13 protein-coding genes and 4 pseudogenes are annotated in these 17,658 nt (G+C 59.0%); 12 read left to right on the plus strand and 5 right to left on the minus strand.

Translation table 11 applies throughout. The annotated features are described in order from the left end of the window. The first annotated feature begins 65 nt into the window (after nucleotides 1–65). From C8024_RS01200 to C8024_RS01225, 6 genes and pseudogenes are all read left to right on the plus strand, one after another. A pseudogene (locus tag C8024_RS01200) lies at nucleotides 66–919 on the plus strand (diacylglycerol kinase family protein). A 65-nt stretch (nucleotides 920–984) separates the two neighbouring features. Continuing rightward, on the plus strand, nucleotides 985–1,266 hold the full coding sequence (locus C8024_RS01205) for a hypothetical protein (protein ID WP_173202631.1): 282 nt from the start codon (nucleotides 985–987) through the stop codon (nucleotides 1,264–1,266). Nucleotides 1,267–1,473: 207 nt separating this feature from the next. Continuing rightward, a pseudogene (gene aspS, locus C8024_RS01210) lies at nucleotides 1,474–3,257 on the plus strand (aspartate--tRNA ligase). 102 nt (nucleotides 3,258–3,359) lie between these two features. Next, nucleotides 3,360–4,220, plus strand: a complete 861-nt coding sequence (locus C8024_RS01215) for an alpha/beta fold hydrolase (protein ID WP_254305452.1) — start codon at nucleotides 3,360–3,362, stop codon at nucleotides 4,218–4,220. 56 nt (nucleotides 4,221–4,276) lie between these two features. Beyond that, on the plus strand, nucleotides 4,277–5,209 hold the full coding sequence (locus tag C8024_RS01220; RefSeq protein ID WP_173202663.1) for a tetratricopeptide repeat protein: 933 nt from the start codon (nucleotides 4,277–4,279) through the stop codon (nucleotides 5,207–5,209). A gap of 162 nt (nucleotides 5,210–5,371) precedes the next feature. Further along, nucleotides 5,372–6,157, plus strand: coding sequence for a polyphosphate kinase 2 family protein (locus C8024_RS01225; protein WP_173202664.1), 786 nt, complete (start codon nucleotides 5,372–5,374; stop codon nucleotides 6,155–6,157). A 59-nt stretch (nucleotides 6,158–6,216) separates the two neighbouring features. Here the strand turns inward: C8024_RS01225 and C8024_RS01230 are convergent, their stop codons facing one another. Further along, entirely contained in the window at nucleotides 6,217–6,822 is a 606-nt protein-coding gene (locus C8024_RS01230) for a TetR/AcrR family transcriptional regulator (RefSeq protein ID WP_173202665.1), read from the minus strand. A gap of 119 nt (nucleotides 6,823–6,941) precedes the next feature. On the opposite strand from C8024_RS01230, the gene C8024_RS01235 reads away from it, so the two are divergent. After that, nucleotides 6,942–7,259: a hypothetical protein gene (locus C8024_RS01235; RefSeq protein WP_173202666.1), complete on the plus strand. Its 318-nt coding sequence runs from the start codon at nucleotides 6,942–6,944 to the stop codon at nucleotides 7,257–7,259. 99 nt (nucleotides 7,260–7,358) lie between these two features. On the opposite strand, the gene C8024_RS01240 is transcribed toward C8024_RS01235, so the two are convergent. The 3 genes from C8024_RS01240 to C8024_RS01250 all read right to left on the minus strand — a co-directional run bounded on the left by C8024_RS01240 (nucleotide 7,359) and on the right by C8024_RS01250 (nucleotide 11,626). After that, entirely contained in the window at nucleotides 7,359–8,054 is a 696-nt protein-coding gene (locus C8024_RS01240; RefSeq protein ID WP_173202667.1) for a hypothetical protein, read from the minus strand. Between the two features lie 139 nt (nucleotides 8,055–8,193). Beyond that, nucleotides 8,194–9,645 (minus strand): alpha/beta fold hydrolase, encoded by a 1,452-nt coding sequence (locus C8024_RS01245; RefSeq protein ID WP_173202668.1) that lies wholly within the window; start codon nucleotides 9,643–9,645, stop codon nucleotides 8,194–8,196. A 49-nt stretch (nucleotides 9,646–9,694) separates the two neighbouring features. Then, nucleotides 9,695–11,626 (minus strand): lytic transglycosylase domain-containing protein, encoded by a 1,932-nt coding sequence (locus C8024_RS01250; RefSeq protein WP_254305453.1) that lies wholly within the window; start codon nucleotides 11,624–11,626, stop codon nucleotides 9,695–9,697. A 174-nt stretch (nucleotides 11,627–11,800) separates the two neighbouring features. On the opposite strand from C8024_RS01250, the pseudogene dapA reads away from it, so the two are divergent. The 5 genes and pseudogenes from dapA to recA all read left to right on the plus strand — a co-directional run bounded on the left by dapA (nucleotide 11,801) and on the right by recA (nucleotide 17,428). After that, nucleotides 11,801–12,675: pseudogene (gene dapA / locus C8024_RS01255) on the plus strand (4-hydroxy-tetrahydrodipicolinate synthase). Beyond that, nucleotides 12,675–13,157 (plus strand): SsrA-binding protein SmpB, encoded by a 483-nt coding sequence (smpB, locus tag C8024_RS01260; RefSeq protein WP_100095244.1) that lies wholly within the window; start codon nucleotides 12,675–12,677, stop codon nucleotides 13,155–13,157. Before dapA ends, smpB begins: the two are co-directional and overlap by 1 nt. After that, nucleotides 13,150–13,764 carry a DUF2062 domain-containing protein gene (locus C8024_RS01265; protein WP_240616797.1) on the plus strand — a complete coding sequence of 205 codons (615 nt, stop codon included), beginning with the start codon at nucleotides 13,150–13,152 and terminating at the stop codon, nucleotides 13,762–13,764. The genes smpB and C8024_RS01265 overlap by 8 nt, the downstream gene beginning before the upstream one ends. Then, nucleotides 13,754–16,194, plus strand: a pseudogene (locus C8024_RS01270) (response regulator). Before C8024_RS01265 ends, C8024_RS01270 begins: the two are co-directional and overlap by 11 nt. A 145-nt stretch (nucleotides 16,195–16,339) precedes the next feature. Then, entirely contained in the window at nucleotides 16,340–17,428 is a 1,089-nt protein-coding gene (recA, locus tag C8024_RS01275; protein WP_173202670.1) for a recombinase RecA, read from the plus strand. 12 nt (nucleotides 17,429–17,440) lie between these two features. Here the strand turns inward: recA and C8024_RS22445 are convergent, their stop codons facing one another. Beyond that, entirely contained in the window at nucleotides 17,441–17,572 is a 132-nt protein-coding gene (locus C8024_RS22445; RefSeq protein ID WP_302051569.1) for a hypothetical protein, read from the minus strand. Nucleotides 17,573–17,658 lie beyond the last annotated feature (86 nt).

Raw genomic sequence — 17,658 nt, forward strand, 5'->3', positions numbered from 1 at the left:
CGTGCATCCAAACATCCGCCGCGGCGTAATCTCTCCATGAAAACAATTCTCTCCCGCGGGACGCCATTCTTGTCATAAACGCCGGTTCCGGAAGGGAGAGGATCTCTTCGAAGAGGCGAAGGCAAAGCTCGCTGAAGCTGGCGTCAATCTGCTGGACGCACAGGCCGTCGAGAATCCTGACAATATTCAGGAAATTGTCCGGCAAGCGGTTCAGAACGCCCCGATGGTTATCGTCGGCGGCGGTGATGGTTCGCTTTCCGGCGTGGTGGACGAATTTGTCGGCACCGGTTGCATATTTGCCATATTGCCGCTGGGGACCGCCAATAGTTCAGCGCGAACGCTGGGCTTGCCGCTCGATCTGGACGGGGCCATCGACGTTATCGCGCACGGGCATCGCAAGTCGATTGACCTTGGCATGATCGATGATGACTATTTTGTAAACGCTGCGTCCCTGGGCCTTTCCCCGATCATCGGGGAAACGGTGCCGCACGATTTGAAGCGCTATCTGGGTCGCTTTGGCTATCTGTTCTGGGCTTTGAAATGCCTCATCGGCTTCCGGCCGTTCAGGCTGATGATTGATGATGGCGCAGAAAAGCATGCATTATGGTCAACCGAAGTGCGGATTTTGAACGGACCCTATCATGGCGGTCTGGAATTGTCCGACGATGCGGAAATCGACAGCGGGCAGATCGTGATCCAGGCCGTGGTCGGAAAGAGTAAAATCCAGCTGATGTGGGACTGGCTTGCAAAAGCGCTCAAGCTGAGAGACCGGAACGCCAACACGCGTGAATTTTCCGGAACATCCTTTCATCTGGAGACCATACCGAAGCTGAAGATTTCGATCGATGGCGAAGTACTGGCAACCACGCCTGTCCAGGTCCGCGTTGCAACGGATGCCATAGAGGTCGCTTGTCCATAAGGGGCGGAACTATCCTGCGATGGCCGCGTAATTCTATTATGACACAACATGATGGAGAGTCCCCCATGGCGAAGATTGACAAGAAGAAAGCCGGACATTCGCACGAATATGAACGACTGAACCCCGGGGCAGCGCCCGGTACTCCGCATCGACCGGACAGTTCCTACGGCATGGATAAGGGCAAGGCCGGCGGGACGTATGGAGACGCCGACAATGTACCGGAAAACAAGGACGATAATGCGGCTCCCGGCGGCCAGGCCCCGGAAAAGGTGAGCGACCGTCCCAATGTTTCCACGGTTCGGCCCGAAGACTATCCGCTAAAAGATCGTAAGGACAGCCAGGCTTGAGCGTTTAGCAAAGCTATCGTGGGCCGCTGACACCTTGCGCCTGTTGCAGAGCTTTCGGCGGCGACAGCCTTATCCCTCGCAAAACACCGCATCAGGCGCGGCGCACAGCCTGTTCGGGCAATCTCAAGCCTTGACAAATGGCCCGCAGACCTGTGTTACGCGTGCAATCTTTCCATCTGGGAAAGCACCCAATTCCAAAGGTCTATCATGCACGCATATCGCACCCACAATTGTTCCGCGCTCCGCTCTTCGCACGTCGGCGAGGAAGTCCGTCTGTCCGGCTGGATTCACCGCAAACGCGATCATGGCAATCTGCTGTTCGTCGATCTGCGCGATCATTTCGGTCTGACCCAGATCGTCAGCGAGACCGGCAGCGAAGCTTTCAAGCTGCTTGACAGCGCGCGGGTTGAATCGGTTGTGACGGTCACCGGCAAGGTTGTCGCCCGCGATGAGGAAACCGTGAACAAGAATCTGCCGACCGGTGATGTCGAGCTGGTCGCCGATACGGTGTCCATGCAAGGCCCGGCCGAAGAACTGCCGATGCCGGTGTTTGGCGAACAGGAATATCCCGAGGATATCCGTCTGCGTTACCGCTTCCTCGACCTGCGCCGTGAAAGCGTTCACGCCAATATGATGCTGCGTTCCAAGGTGATCGCCAGCCTGCGCAACCGGATGACCGAGCAGGGCTTTACCGAATTCCAGACGCCGATCCTGACCGCGTCGTCCCCGGAAGCGCGCGCGATTATCTTGTGCCGAGCCGCGTCCATCCCGGCAAATTCTACGCGCTGCCGCAGGCACCGCAAATGTTCAAGCAGATGCTGATGGTCGCCGGTTTCGACCGCTATTTCCAGATCGCGCCCTGCTTCCGCGACGAAGATGCCCGCGCCGACCGCTCGCCGGGGGAATTTTACCAGCTCGACTTTGAAATGAGCTTTGTCACCCAGGAAGACGTATTCCAGACGCTGGAACCGGTTCTGGCCGGCGTGTTCGAGGAATTTGCCAATGGCCGCTCGGTCACCCCGGCCGGTGAATTTCCGCGCATTCCCTACAAGGAATCGATGCTGAAATATGGCAATGACAAGCCGGATCTTCGCAACCCGATCATCATCCAGGACGTCAGCGAGCATTTCAAGGGCTCCGGTTTTGGTCTGTTTGACAAGATCACCTCGACCGGTGGCACCGTCCGCGCCTTTGTCGCGCCGGAAGCGGGCAAGAACAGCCGCAAATTCTTTGACGCGATGAATGACTGGGCGCGCAGCGAAGGTTTCGCTGGCCTCGGCTATATCAACATGAAGGAAGGCGCGGCTGGCGGGCCGATTGCCAAGAATCACGGCGAGGAAGGCACAGCGAAGCTGCTCGCCAATCTGGGCTGTGGCCCTGACGATGGTGTCTTCTTTGCTGCTGGCAAGGAAGCCGAAGCGGCAAGGCTGGCCGGTCTGGCGCGCACGCGTGCTGCCGAGCAGCTTGGCCTGATCGATGAAAATGCGTTTAAATTCTGCTGGATCGTCGACTATCCTATGTTCGAATATGATGAAGAGCTGAAGAAACTGGACTTCTCGCACAATCCTTTCTCGATGCCACAGGGCGAGCTGGAAGCGCTGGAAAATCAGGACCCGCTCGACATTCTTGCCTGGCAATATGATATTGTCTGCAACGGCATCGAACTGTCCTCCGGCGCAATCCGGAACCACCGGCCCGATATCATGTACAAGGCGTTTGAAATCGCCGGCTACACCAAGGAGCAGGTCGACACCGAATTTTCCGGTATGATCAACGCGCTGAAATATGGCGCGCCGCCGCATGGTGGCTCCGCGCCGGGCGTTGACCGGATCGTGATGATGCTGGCGAACGAGCCGAATATCCGCGAAGTCGTTCTCTTCCCGATGAACCAGAAAGCCGAAGACCTGATGATGAGCGCGCCAAGCGGCGTGTCCCAGAAACAGTTGCGCGAATTGCATATCCGGGTGGTCGAGCCGCCAAAGGAAGGCTAGCCTCAACATTATAGGCAGTTCCGTTCGTGTCGAGCGTAGTCGAGACACGTCGGGAAGCAGGACATGTCTTGTGCCTACGCCGGAGACGAACGGAGTTATGAATTGACCAGTATCATCCCCGAACAACATCATTTCGCGTCTTCCCATGGCGATATTTGCTATTTCGAATGGGGCAAGCCGGGCGACGGTCCATCCGTCCTCCTGCTTCACGCAACAGGTTTTCACGCGCGCTGCTGGGACCAGGTCGTGGCTGCCTTCCCCGACGGCACTCATGTCATTGCGGTTGACCAGCTGGGCCACGGACGCAGCGCCGCGCCGATCATCACCGACTGGACCGATGTCGCGGGTGCGACAGCCGAACTGGTGCAATCGCTCGGCATTCGCTTTGCGGTGGGAGCAGGCCACAGCATGGGGGGCCATTGCCTGGTGCAGGTCGCGGCCAGCCATCCCGAGCTGGTGGAGCGCCTGGTTCTGGTCGATCCGGTCATCATGGAACGGGCGGTCTATCAGAACCCGCCCGATTACAGCACGACCAACGAAATGGTCGCCAGACGCCGCAACAGCTGGACCGGACCGGAGGAAATGTTCGAGCGGTTCAAGGACCGGCATCCCTATAAATTGTGGGACCCTGCGGTACTGCGCGATTATTGCGCCCATGGCTTGCTGCCGGACGGGCAGGGCGGCTATCGACTGGCCTGTCCGCCGCAGACCGAGGCGTCGGTCTATGCGACCAGCGCTACGGTTGATCCGTGGCCACTGATCGCCGCTATTACCCAGCCGGTGACGGTTCTGCGCGCGCCGCAGCTCGAACAAAATGGCGCTTTTGATTTCGCCACGTCACCAACTCCACCCGGACTTGCGGACGGTTTCGCCAATGGCACCGATATCTATCTGCCCGACCTGACGCATTTCATGCCGATGCAGGACCCGAAACGGATTGCGGAACTGATCATCAGCGGCTAATGTTTCGTTCATCTTCACATCAATAATTGTGAACGACTGGTTTCGGGGGGATGGACATGAACAGATTAGTGACCGCAGCAATCACGGCCGCAATGGCCCTTTCGGGCGCGGCGCAGGCAGAGGTTCTGACCATCGAGGGGATGGCGCCGGCGCATTCGCCCGAATTTGCAGAAATCGGTTCCCTGTCCATCGAGCGTTTTGGCGGCAGCGATGGCCGGGCGCTGGCTTTTGAACTGGAGGACCGGCTCTCTGCGGTCAATATTCATGACGAACCCTATTTCGTGGTGATTGGCGGGCGCTCTGCGGTGCAACCGGATGCGACGCTTTCCGGCAATGTGACGGCCGGCGTCGAAGAATATGAGACAACCGCGAAACGGCGGCGCTGCGTCGAACGGAACGACAAGGGCAAATGCGTCACGCACAAGAATATCAAGGTCGACTGCCTCACCCGGATCATCGATTATCGCGCGCAGGTCAGGGCGACACGCTATAGCGACGGGCGCAGTCTCTACGCCGAAAGCTTCCCGGACAAGCAAGAGCAGACAATCTGCTTTGGCGATGACGAGGATTTTGCCAGCAGCGAATCGGTGATCCGCAACATGGTCTCGCAGACCGCCGGCGCCGTCCGCAATGATCTGGCCCCGCGAGAATATCGTCAGGATATCCGGATATTGGAAAGCCGCAAGGGCATGAGCAAGGTCGAAGGAAATTTCTTCAAGGCGGCGATCAGGATGACCAAGAGCGATCCGGCGGAAGCCTGCCGGATGTGGGACGAAGCGGCGAATAACGGACAGGAACATGTATCGCTGACCTTCAATCGCGGCCTCTGCGCGGAACAGCGCGGCGACCTCGAAACCGCGCTGATTCTGTATGAAGAGGCGGACAGGCTCGCGCCCGGTAAGTCGGAGGTCACCCAATCCTTGCGGCGCGTCAGCGATCACCGGCGCGCCTCGGAAGAATGGGAATTGCGTCGCTCTGCAACATCGTGAAATTCCCGCGAAGGTGACGGGTTTGCACGCCTGTCGTCCGGACGTGGCGGATATGGATTGACCTGTCGGTGCCGAGCTTGTCAAAGGCTCGCGATATGCGATAGATGCTGTTGAGCGGTGCTCGCCCTCGGGGTTGGCAAGCTGAGCGCGAACGGAGTGAGAATGACCATAGACCTGTCCGACTATGAATCCGCCGAAAAATTTGATGGTGATTATGGCGAGGCGTTGAAAGCGCTGCAGGACCGGCTGGCGCATATCCATTTCAAGCATATCATTCACGGCAGCCGTTCGATCCTGGTGTTCGAGGGATGGGACGCGGCGGGAAAGGGCGGCACGATCCGCCGGATGACCGGCGAATGGGACCCGCGCTATTATGATGTCTGGCCAATCGGCGCACCGAGCAAGGAAGAAAAAGACCGCCATTTCCTCTGGCGCTTCTGGCAGAAACTGCCGGGCAGCCGCGAAATAGGCGTTTTCGATCGCAGCTGGTATGGCCGGGTGCTGGTCGAGCGTGTGGAGGGCTTTTGTGATCCGGCCGACTGGAAGCGCGGCTATGACGAGATCAACGAATTTGAAGCGCAGCAGATCGACGGCGGCACCAATTTGGTGAAGCTGTTCTTCCACACGACGCAGGAAGAACAGGACGCGCGCCTGACCAAAAGGCTCGACACGCCGCACAAGCGCTGGAAGATTACCGCCGAGGATTTTCGCAACCGGGCAAAGCGCGATGAATATCTCGAGGCGATGCACGACATGTTCCAGTATACCGACACCCGCTGGGCGCCGTGGAAGGTGATCGCCGGCAACAACAAGAAATCCGCCCGCATCGCCGCTATGACCCATGTCGCCGATATGCTGGAAGCAGCCCTGCCGGATCATCTGCCCGACGCGGATCCGGAGCTGGTGAAATTGGCGCATGAGGCGTTCGGCTATGAGGTCAAGGATTAGTCCGTCTGGAAACGTCCTCGAGGATTTAAAGGCTGGCCTATAAGCAAGGGCCAGCCTATTCAGCCAGAGGGAGCGGCGGCTCCGGACTGGATGCGGCCGGCTTCCTGCAACGCTGCTTCCCGCAATTCCTTGGCCAGACTTTTGTCAGGCAAAGTTCGCGCTAGAGTCATCCCGCCGACACAGAGGGCGGATAGCGTTAGCGCCCGCTGCCTGCGGTCCGGCTCATCCGTTCCGAAACATTGCTCGAATAGCCAGATCATCGACTCCAGCAGACCCTGATAGGCCGTTCGCACATCGTCATCGGCCCGCGCTGCGTCCGACGAAAGTGCAATCATGGGGCACTGGCCATCCAAATCACCAAGATGCTCGTCGGATAGATAACTTTTGATCATATTCTGGACCATCTCGGGTGAGGGTGACTGTATGTTGACCCCGGCGTTGTCACGCCATTGCGCACCGCGTCCCATCAGGAAGCTCGCTACTGCCTCGCCATATAGGGCCTGTTTATTTTCGAAATGACTGTAGAATCCGCCGCGGGTCAGACCCGCTGAATCCATGATCTGGTCGATCGTTACATTTTCGAAGCCGTGGCGATTGAACAATATTCGCGCCGCTTCAACAATCTTCTTTCGCGCCTGCCGTTTATGTTCGGCGCTGTAAGGCATGGCTGGTTCCTCCCGTTTCAGCGGAAATAGCATGAATCAAAATATGTTCTTTAACATATTAAAAGCCGTGTCAGTTTGTGGCTCACCGAAGCAATCAAAATCGATGAAAGGATTATAAAATGCCAAAATTTGTCTTCGCCTATCATGGTGGGGCGTCTGATCTCTCTCCCGAAGAAGGTCAGGCCCTTATGGCGGAATGGATGACATGGATCGAAAGCATGGGTGAAGCCGTGGTCGATCGAGGTCTGGCGGTTGGCCCGTCCAAAACAGCAGGTCCGGAAGGCATCGTCGACAATGGCGGGGCGAACCCCTTGTCGGGATATTCGGTTATCGAAACGACCAGTCTGGATATGGCATTGCAACTGGCAGCCGCGTCTCCGCACATCAAGATCGGTGGGACCATCGAGGTGGCGCCGGCGCTGGACATACCGATGTAGCAAGGTGAAGAGGCAGATTGGTCTTTCTGATGCGTCGCTATCTGCGGTGCGATAGCGCAGTTTCCGCTCAACCGGGATTCTTGCGCGCAGACCAATTTGCTAGCGCGGTTCCTGTGCGATCAGTGTCGCAATGTCGAGCCGGTAACCTGCACCGAGATTCAGCGGCAGATTCTCGCGTTGCCATGAAGTCTGATCGCCCAAAGTCTCATCCCTTCGGAGCAAGCTCGCTGTTTCGGCTTGTGCGAGCAGCGGAAAGCCAGATTGCGCAGCCTGCAAAAATGTAGCAACGGCGCCGCTCGCACCCGAAAACGGTACGGCACCGAGCCCCAGATATACCGCGGCAATATTCAGGATCATGGCAATCGCGCCGGCGACCATGCTGATCAGGCCGATCGCCCGGACTTTGGTCTTGTCGCTGCGAAACAGGGATAGTCCGAAGAGCAAAGCTGCCAGTCCGATTATCGCCTTCGCCAGATTGTAGAACAGAAAGGATCCGGCGAGCAGGGTCCCCATAAGCGGCGCGAATTCCGGGCCGGCTTTGGCGGCCGGCAGAAACATCGACAGGCCGATGCCGGACTGGACGATATTGATTGCCCCTGCCACGACCAGAGCGGCCCAGCCCCATGGCACGGCCGGGGAGCGAACCAGGGCGACGAGCGCTGCGATCGTGATGCCGGTGAACAGCAGGATTTCGGCGGTCCAGAGGGTCGACCGCAACGGCCAGCCCTCGACAATTCCGACGCCGCCCAATGTGGCGATATAGAATATTTGCGTCGCCACCGTGAGCAGAAGCATGATGGATATATATGTGGTGATGCTGCGGGACGTCTCTGGCATAAATGCTCCGGAATAACTGATGTATGGGAGCCTATTCAGGCGGACGGGTGATTAGGTTACAGCGGCAGGCCGATTTATCGGCTCACTGTCGGCCTTTTTATCGGAACGTTATCGCGACATTCTCCGGGGCACAGGTCTGTGAACTGACCGCTGTCGGGTCATTGGCAAAGCGCGAAAGGGGCTTGGCCAGGCAATCCTGGCTGGTGATATAGGCCGCGTGCGGGGCGTCGGTGAGGCTCAGCACCCCGACCGGGCCGCTGGCGCCTAGGCTGGCTGCGCGATTGATCGCCGCACCATAGGGTGTTTTTGCGTCCAATGTGCCTTGCAAGATGAATATCGGCGGCAGGGTCGCACGTGCGGGCAGCGCCGGCGGCGCTTTGTACAGCGGGAACTGGTTGCTCACCAGCAGGCCGGGGAGCGGGCTGGTGAAGCCCAATTCCGCTTTTTCCGATGCCAGTCTCTCGGCGGTCAGATCAGGGCGGCTGTTATATTCGGAACCGGTGATGATGGCCGACAGGGGGATCGACGATGTCGCCTGCGCGTAACGGGTGATCTCGCTCCAGTGGGCTTCGGCGCTCTGGATGACCTGCTCGATCAGGGGACCGGCTGCGGGATCCCTGTTCGAAAGCGCGGCGATGATATCGGGAATCCGGTTGCGGGCCGCCGGTACGTCCAGAAGCAGACCCATGAACTGCCGCAGATCGCCATTGGGCACGCGATCCATGCCCGGAATTTCCGCGCCCGCGTCGAGCTCCTTGAGCAGGGCGCGGTAGGTTGCGACGGCTTCAGGGCCGAGACTGCAATCGCTATCTGTCGCGCAGCGGTCGAGCAAGGCCATGCCGACGCGGTCAGTGGTCTGCGACCGATAGGAGAGGCCATTTGAATGATCGGACGGGGCCGGTGTCAGCGAGTCGAGAATGATACCGTCGATATCGGTGGAAGCTAACCTGGCATATTCGAGCACCAGCGACGTGCCGTAGGAGACACCGTAGATGAGAGTTTTGTCTTTTGAGCCCAAGGTCGAGACAAGTGTGTCGAGATCACGGGCGGCGTTTCGTTGGCTGAAGCGGTCGGCTCTTCCGTGCGCTGCATATAGCTGCTCGAAACAGCTTCCCCACTCCGCGCCGGCGAGAGCCAGCCCGTCCGGGCTATCCAGCGTTTCCTCCGGCATACACAATTTCGTCGAATAGCCGGTGCCGCGATGGTCGGGGACCATGACATCATAACCGGCGAACGTCTGTCTGAAGAAATTGATGTCGGCGTAGAAACTGGCACCGGATTCGCCAGGGCCGCCAGCGATCAGCCATATCTCTCCCTGATGGTCGCCGCGCGCCGGGAATTTGCGCACGAACAGATTGACGGGCTCGTCCTGCAACGCGCCGTGGTCGACTGTAATCTCGGTACAGAGGCTGTCGGACAGATTCGCGTGCATATTCCGGTCATCGCAGGCGGTGAACCCGGATTGTGCGGCCCGTTCATGGGGAGTGGCGCAGGCATTCAGGGCGACGACCGCCAATATCGCGGGCAGGAACGTGGGTAGATATTTCACAGGCAGCTTCCACTTGGAAGATGGGACATCGATCGGGCCGGACCGATGCTCATCCCTTGTAATTTTTCCCGATATAGCGGGTCAGTGGCGTATCGCTGCGGATGGTTGGGCCGTTCGGGTTTTTCGTGTCATAGACCACTGCATTTTCCAGCACGCGCTTGACGTAATTGCGGGTCTCGGAAATCGGGATATCCTCGATCCACTGGATCCAGTCGATACCGCCCATGCGCGGGTCGCCGTTGGCGCGCAGCCATTTGTTCACATTGCCGGGACCGGCATTATAGGCGGCGACGGCGAGCGGGTAGCTGCCGCCATAATAATCCATCATCCGCTGGATATAGCCGCTGCCCAGACGGATATTATATTGCGGGTCCTCGGTCAGCGAGGAGAGATTGTAAGAGAGGTTCGCCTTGCCGGACTGTTCGCGGGCGGTGCCGGGCATCAGCTGCATCAGGCCGCGCGCGCCGGCGTGGCTGATCGCGCCTTCGGCAAACTGGCTTTCCTGCCGGGTAATCGCGTGAATCAGCGTCCAGGTGCTTTCATTGCCAAAGGGCACAGGCATCGTGGGGAAGGATGTCTCGTCGATCGCTCCGACACCGGCGCTCAGCGCGCTGATGCCCTTGATCACGCCGAGATCACGGGCCCCGATACGGGTCGAGAGATCGCTGAGCAGCAGATAGTCCTTGGCTGTCTTGGCATTATAGGCGAGCGCCCGGTGAAACCGGATCTGCTCTTTCCACGGACCGGTGCGGATCGAAGCCTTGGTCGCGATAACCAGCGGCTCGCTGTCATAGGCCTTGCGGTCTTCCTCGGTTATTTCGATCGCCGGCTTGCGGTTAAACTCCGGCAGCGGACGCCCGAGCCGTTCCAGCGACAATTGACCGTAGAAATAGTCAGGAAAAGCAGCTGCTTTCTCGAAATAGGCATTGGCCTGCTCGGTCTGGCCGGCTTCGGCAGCAGCGCGCCCCGCCCAGTAATAGCCCTTGGACGTAATATTGGGCGAATCATAGGATTGCGCGTACAGATCAAACATCGGCACCGCCATGGCGGGCTGGCGCAGACCGTTCAGCGCCGCTGTGCCAGCAATCCAGGCAAGATCGGAATATTTGTCCCGCACACGCGAATTCTGGTCGGCGATCCGCGTCGGCACGGCATAGGCATCCTCGATTTTCGAGGCGATATTATAGGCCGTCGACCATTGCCGGTCATTGGCAGCTGCTTCCGCATTGATCAGTATTGCCTCGAACCAGGTTTCCGGCGAGGCGGGTTTGACGCGCAGCGGCGGACGGGTGGCGAGCAGCTGACGCGCCGCCGCGCTTTGTCCCTGATTGCGCAAATAGCGGGCGCGATCGGCCAGATAGCCGGCGTCATCGCGGGCGATACCGCCAACCGCGCTGGCCTGGTCATTGGCGTCGAAGGATTCGGTGAGCTGGGCGAGCCTCGCCTCGAACACCGGGCGGCGCGCAGGCGAGGTAAAGCCAATTTGCCGTGCCGCATCGCGCGTTGCTCTGGCCCATAATAGCGCGTCCATACGCGCGTCATGATCCTCGATGCTGAAGGCCGAGCTGAAACGCGAGATCAGTGCTGCCTCGTCCTCGTCGGTCAGGGTGCCGCCGCGCCAAGCCGTTCTGGCCCATTTTTCCGCGAGCTCCCGCTGCCCGGTCGCCTGCAGGGCAATCGCAAATTTGGCGGCGCCGGCATTGGTTATCGGCTCGAATCGGCTGAAGAAAGCGAGCACGCGGGCAGGGGAGAAGCTGTTGATATTGATCGCCTGTTCGGCGTTACGCTGCATTCTCGTGTCTTCGGGCCAACCCGGGAAAGTTACCAGAAAGCCGGCATAGTCCTCGAAGGAATAATTGTCGGATTGAGTCAGCACACGCCAGCGTTGCAGGCCGAGAACGGCATTGCCGCCGGTCGGATCGGACAGGCCCGCGCTTTCATTTTGCCAGCCCATCTGTTCGCCGATATTGTCGGCTGCCATGCAGGTGGCGGGGCTGAAAAGCAGTGCCGCTATAACAAATCTTGATACCATGCTGGACATTTTACGGTTAGGCTCCTTATCAGGCGCTGAACGGCGAACTATATCACCGTTAATATTGAAAATGACTTGGTGGCGGCTTTGCCAATTTCCAAGGCAAACATAAAGGATTATTAGATGTTCTCGGGCTCAATACCGGCTCTGGCGACTCCCTTTCGCGACGGATCGTTTGCCGAAGACCAGTTTCGCGCTCTGGTAGACTGGCAGATCGACCAGGGCAGCAGCGCCCTGGTGCCCTGCGGGACAACCGGGGAAGCTTCCACATTGTCCAATGCGGAGCATCACCGGGTCATAGAAATATGCATCGAGCAGGCAGCGGGCCGGGTGCCGGTAATCGCCGGTTGCGGGTCCAATGACACGACCAATGCCTTGCTGCACCTCAATTTCTCGAAGAAATGCGGCGCAGCGCCGGCCTCGTCGTCGCTCCTTACTATAACCGGCCCAACCAGGAGGGCATCACCGCGCATTTTACAACGCTGACGCAGAAGACGGATCTCCCGCTGGTGCTCTACAATGTCCCGGCACGAACGGTGACGGATATCATGCCCGACACGGTTGCGGCCCTGTCGAAGCTGCCCAGCGTCGTGGCGATCAAGGATGCCAGCGGCGACCTCGACCGGGTCACCGCGCACCGGCTGAACTGTGCCGAGGATTTCGTGATGCTCTCCGGCGTCGATGAACTGTCGCTCGCGTTCAATGCTGCTGGCGGTGTCGGCTGCATTTCGGTGACTGCCAATGTTGCACCGAAATTGTGCGCCGAGTTCCAGGCTGCCTGTGCCGCCGGCGACTATGCCAAGGCGCGCGAGCTCAATGATGTGCTCTATCCGCTGCACAAGTCGCTCTTCTCGGACGCGTCGCCCGGCCCGATCAAATATGCGATGTCGCGGGTGCTCGAGAATTTCTCGACCGACCTGCGCCTGCCGATGACGCCGCCGTCCGAGGCCAGCCGCAAGGCAGTGGATGCTGCTCTGGAAGGGGCTGGGCTGGTCTGATGGCAAAACCGCGGCCGGAAGAATTTGACAAGCAGAAGGTGGTCGCCGAAAACCGGCGCGCGCGCTATGACTATTTTCTGGACGACAAGTTCGAGGCCGGGATCATGCTCACGGGCACGGAAGTGAAATCGCTGCGCTTCGGTTCCGGTTCGATTGCCGAAAGCTATGCCGAGGTGAAGGATGATGAAGTCTGGCTGGTCAACGCCAATATTCCGGAATGGAGTCATGGCAACCGGCACAACCACACTCCGACGCGCCCGCGCAAACTGCTGCTGAGCCGACGCCAGATCAACAAGCTGCACGGAGCGGTGATGCGCAAGGGCATGACGATTGTGCCACTGTCCATCTATTTCAACAGCAAGGGACGGGCGAAGCTGGAACTGGCTCTGGCCAGGGGCAAGAAAGCGCCCGACAAGCGGCAGACCGAAAAGGATCGTGACTGGAAAAGGCAGCAGGGCCGGCTGATGCGCGAACATGGCTGATCCCAAGCCCAATATTCATGACAAGGATTTTGCGGCGCGTTCGATCATGCTCGTGGTCCACTGGTTGAAGAAGAAAATGCCGACTCGCGCCGGGATGGAGCGGAACAAATATCTCAAACCGATCGCCCATCGCTTTCTGCGTTCGGAATTGTGGCGCTTTACCCGTCGTTCGGTACCCCGCGGCGTTGCCCTCGGGATGCTGGCCGCCTTTCTGGTTCCGGTGGGCCAGATATTTGCGGCGGTCTTTCTGGCGCTTCCGGTGCGGGCCAATGTTCCGATCGCGGCGATCACGACTTTCATTACCAACCCGCTGACCTATCCGTTCTGGATTGCTGCGGCCAACCAGACCGGAAAATTTGCCCTGCAGATCGATGCGATGACATCGAGCCAGCCGATCAACACGCATATCCAGAGTGAATTCGGCCAGTGGCTGAGCTGGCTGGGGCGCGAAGCGGGGGTGACCGCGTTCGGGTTTCTGATTTTTGCGATCGTTTTTGCGGCGGTCGGCTATCTGGTCAGTTCGTTTGGCTGGCGGTGGTGGATTGGCCGGAAACGGAAAGGGCGGTTGATCAAAATCATGGCTAACAGGGCAGATGATGGCGAGTAAGCCGCAGCACAAGACCGGGCTGCTGAATCCCAGCACGCGCAAGGCGCAGAGCGATGTAAGGACACGGGCTCTGGTTCTGGCTATAGCGGTGCTCGCTTCGGCGGGGCTGCTCTTTTGGCAGGTGCAGAATATCACGCTGCTTATCGCCTTTCTCGCGCTGGTGCTCAGCCTCGCGGGTGTCGCGTTTTTCCTGCGTCCGCAGAATATCGCCGCCGATCAGGACCAGGCGGATCCCGAAGACTGGGCGGTTACCCGCATGGTGGCCGATCAGTCCGCCATCGGCCTGGCGATTACCGACCGGGCCGGGCGGCTGGTCTGTGCCAACGAGCTTTTTACCAAATGGTTCAACGGCGCGGCTGTTCCACCTGAACTGCCCTTGCAGGCGGGAGGTGCCGAACTGCTTGCTACCGCGGGGCGAACCGCCTGGCGCGACGGTCGCGGCTACGCAGAAGGGCTGAAGCGCGGCGTCGCCGAATATAACGCAAAAGTCGTGCGAGCCGGACAGGGCGACGAATATCTGCTCTGGCAGATGATACCGCAAATCCAGGAGGATCTGCTCGACGAGATGGTCAGTCTGGTCAGTGGCGGCGGGGGCAGGGCCTTCTCGGAAGTCGGCATATTGGCCAGCGTGATCGGTGGCGAGGGACGGATCCGGGCGTCCAATCAGGCCTTTGCCCTGCGCGCCACCGGCCGGGTCGATGCCAATATCACCGGACGCAATTTTATCAATTTCCTGCGGTCCGATGACAAGGGCACGATCTTTTTCGAGCGCGAGGGGCGGCATGGCACGCCAGTGCGTCTTTTTCACGTTCCGCTAGACCGGGAAAAGGAAAAGGGGCCCGCGCTGATCCTGCTGATCGACGATGACGGCGGGATGGTCGAGCGCGGCAAGGCGTTGGAACAGGTGGAATCGATGCTGTCGCTGCTGCCGCTGGGGCTTGCCCTGACGGATCGCGACGGCCGCTTCCTGTTTCTCAACGAGGCTTTCGCGAAAACCGCCGGCATTGGCGAAAAGGAAAAGCCGCTCTATCCCGGCGACCTGATGATCCGCGATGACAAGTCGGCGGTTTCCGATGCCGTGCGCCGCTATGCGAGCGGCCCGCCGCTGGCCGGCGATCTGGCGGTTCGGCTGCGCAATGGCGGCGAGGAACCCGTGGCGCTGGGTATTGCCGGTGTGCGCGGACTGGGCGAGGCGGCGGTGCTGCTCTCGATCCGCGACAATAGCGAGGAATCGAAGCTGAAGAGTCAGGTGGCGCAGGCGACCAAGATGCAGGCGGTCGGCCAGCTTGCCGGTGGCGTCGCTCATGATTTCAACAATATCCTGACCGCCATCATCGGCCATTGCGACCTGATGCTGCTCCGTCACGCGCCGGGTGACAGCGACTATGACGATATCCAGCAAGTCAAGAATAACAGCAACCGGGCAGCCGGCCTGACCCGGCAGCTGCTCGCCTTTTCGCGCCAGCAGACGCTACGGCCGCAAGTGCTGCAATTGCCCGACGTGGTTGCCGATGTCTCCAATCTGCTCAAGCGTCTGCTTGACGAGACGATCGAGTTGGAAGTGCGCCATGGCCGTAATCTGGGACTGGTCCGTGCGGATCCGGGACAGCTCGAACAAGTGATTATCAATCTCGGCGTCAACGCCCGCGACGCCATGCCCAACGGCGGCAAGATTTCGATCTCGACCCAGGCAGTGGTGGCATCCGATGTGCGGGCGCTGAAGAGCGATATCCTGCCGGTCGGTGACTATACGGCGCTGATCTTCTCCGATACCGGAAACGGCATCCCGCCTCATGTGATCGGCAAGATTTTCGAACCGTTTTTCACGACCAAGGCGGTCGGCAAGGGGACGGGGCTCGGACTGTCCACGGTGTACGGAATCATCAAGCAGTCCGGCGGCTATATTTTTGCCGATTCCAAGCCCGGAGAGGGCACCACCTTCTCGATCTATTTTCCGGTGCATCAGCCCACCAAGGACGATCTGGACCGGGCGACGCTCAACTCGCTGCCGGTCAAGGCCACGGCGAAAAAGGAATTGTGGGGCAGCGCCCATATCTTGCTGGTCGAAGACGAGGATATGGTGCGCGCGGTCGCCGAGCGGGCCCTTACCCGTCAGGGCTATACGGTGGTGACTGCCAGCGAGGGCGAGGAAGCTTTGGGCCTGCTCGCGACGCAGGCGGACAAGGAACTGCCGTTCGACCTGATCGTCTCCGACGTGGTGATGCCGAACATGGACGGGCCGACCATGGCTAAACATGTGCGCAAAACTATCCCGACCTGCCGATCCTGTTCATGTCGGGCTATGCCGAGGAGCAATTGCGCAAGTCCATCGATCTCGACAAGGTGAATTTTCTGCCCAAGCCATTTTCGGTGGCGCAAATTGCGGAAGCGGTCGGGGAGACTTTGGCCGAACATGCCAAGGAAGACTAGAAAGCGGAAGCATTTCGACTAATATTCAATAATTTGGCATTGGTGGAAAAATTTTGTTCCACTCTTGTTCTTAGAGAACAAATGCGGTACATAATCACAATCATTGATTGATGATGGTTAAGCATTTAGCGAAGGGGACAGGCAAATGGCCGGCAATTTAAAAGTTGTAGAATCGGAAAATCAGTTGAACTCATCAGACAGACAAAAAGCTCTCGACGCCGCATTGGCGCAGATCGATCGTGCCTTTGGCAAGGGCTCGGCAATGAAGCTGGGCCAGCGCAAGGCACTGGAAGTAGAAGCCATTTCCACGGGTAGCCTGGGACTGGATATTGCGCTCGGCATCGGGGGATTGCCAAAGGGACGCGTGATCGAAGTTTATGGACCGGAAAGCTCGGGCAAGACCACGCTCGCGTTGCATGTCATCGCCGAGGCACAGAAAAATGGCGGCACCGCTGCTTTTGTCGACGCAGAACATGCGCTCGACCCCGTCTATGCCAAGGCGCTGGGCGTCAATACCGACGAACTCATCATCTCGCAGCCGGATACCGGTGAGCAGGCGCTGGAGATCACCGATACGCTGGTCCGTTCCAATGCGATCGACATATTGGTGGTCGACTCGGTTGCCGCCCTGGTGCCGCGCGCTGAAATCGAGGGCGAAATGGGCGATACCCATGTTGGTCTGCAGGCCCGCCTGATGAGCCAGGCTCTGCGCAAGCTGACCGGTTCGATCAGCCGTTCCAAGTGCATGGTGATCTTCATCAACCAGATCCGCATGAAAATCGGCGTGATGTACGGAAATCCGGAAACCACATCGGGCGGCAACGCGCTGAAATTCTATGCATCGGTCCGGCTCGACATCCGGCGTACCGGGCAGATCAAGGAACGCGACGATATTGTCGGCAACTCGACGCGGGTGAAAGTCGTCAAGAACAAGGTCGCGCCGCCCTTCAAGCAGGTGGAATTCGACATCATGTACGGTCAGGGCATTTCCAAGGTCGGCGAGATTATCGATCTTGGTGTGAAGGCCGGCGTGGTCGAGAAATCCGGTGCATGGTTCTCTTATGACTCGGTTCGCATCGGGCAGGGGCGCGAGAATTCAAAGCGCTTCCTTCTGGAGAATCCGGACATGATGGCGAAGCTGGAAAACCAGATTCGCGGCAAACAGGAAGAAGTGGCCGAAGAAATGATGACGGGCCCTATTGGCAAGGCCGATGACGGTGATGACGAAAAATAGGTGATTTTACCGTCAAACCGGCGACAGTTGCCGCCGGTTTGACGGACCTGCTTCTCGTACGACCGTGGCCGCTGCGGCTGCACGAAGAAATATATCAATCCCGAGCTTTGCCGGATCACTCTCCCCCGAGGCGATCTCTGGCATAGGGCCGTCCTTCTGTCCCCCGACATTGAGGACGGCCCATTTTTTTGCCTGTCATGTTAGACAACCCGGCATATCGCTCAATTGTG

The sequence above is a fragment of the Sphingopyxis sp. BSNA05 genome, from assembly GCF_013265645.1.
Classification (GTDB): domain Bacteria; phylum Pseudomonadota; class Alphaproteobacteria; order Sphingomonadales; family Sphingomonadaceae; genus Parasphingorhabdus.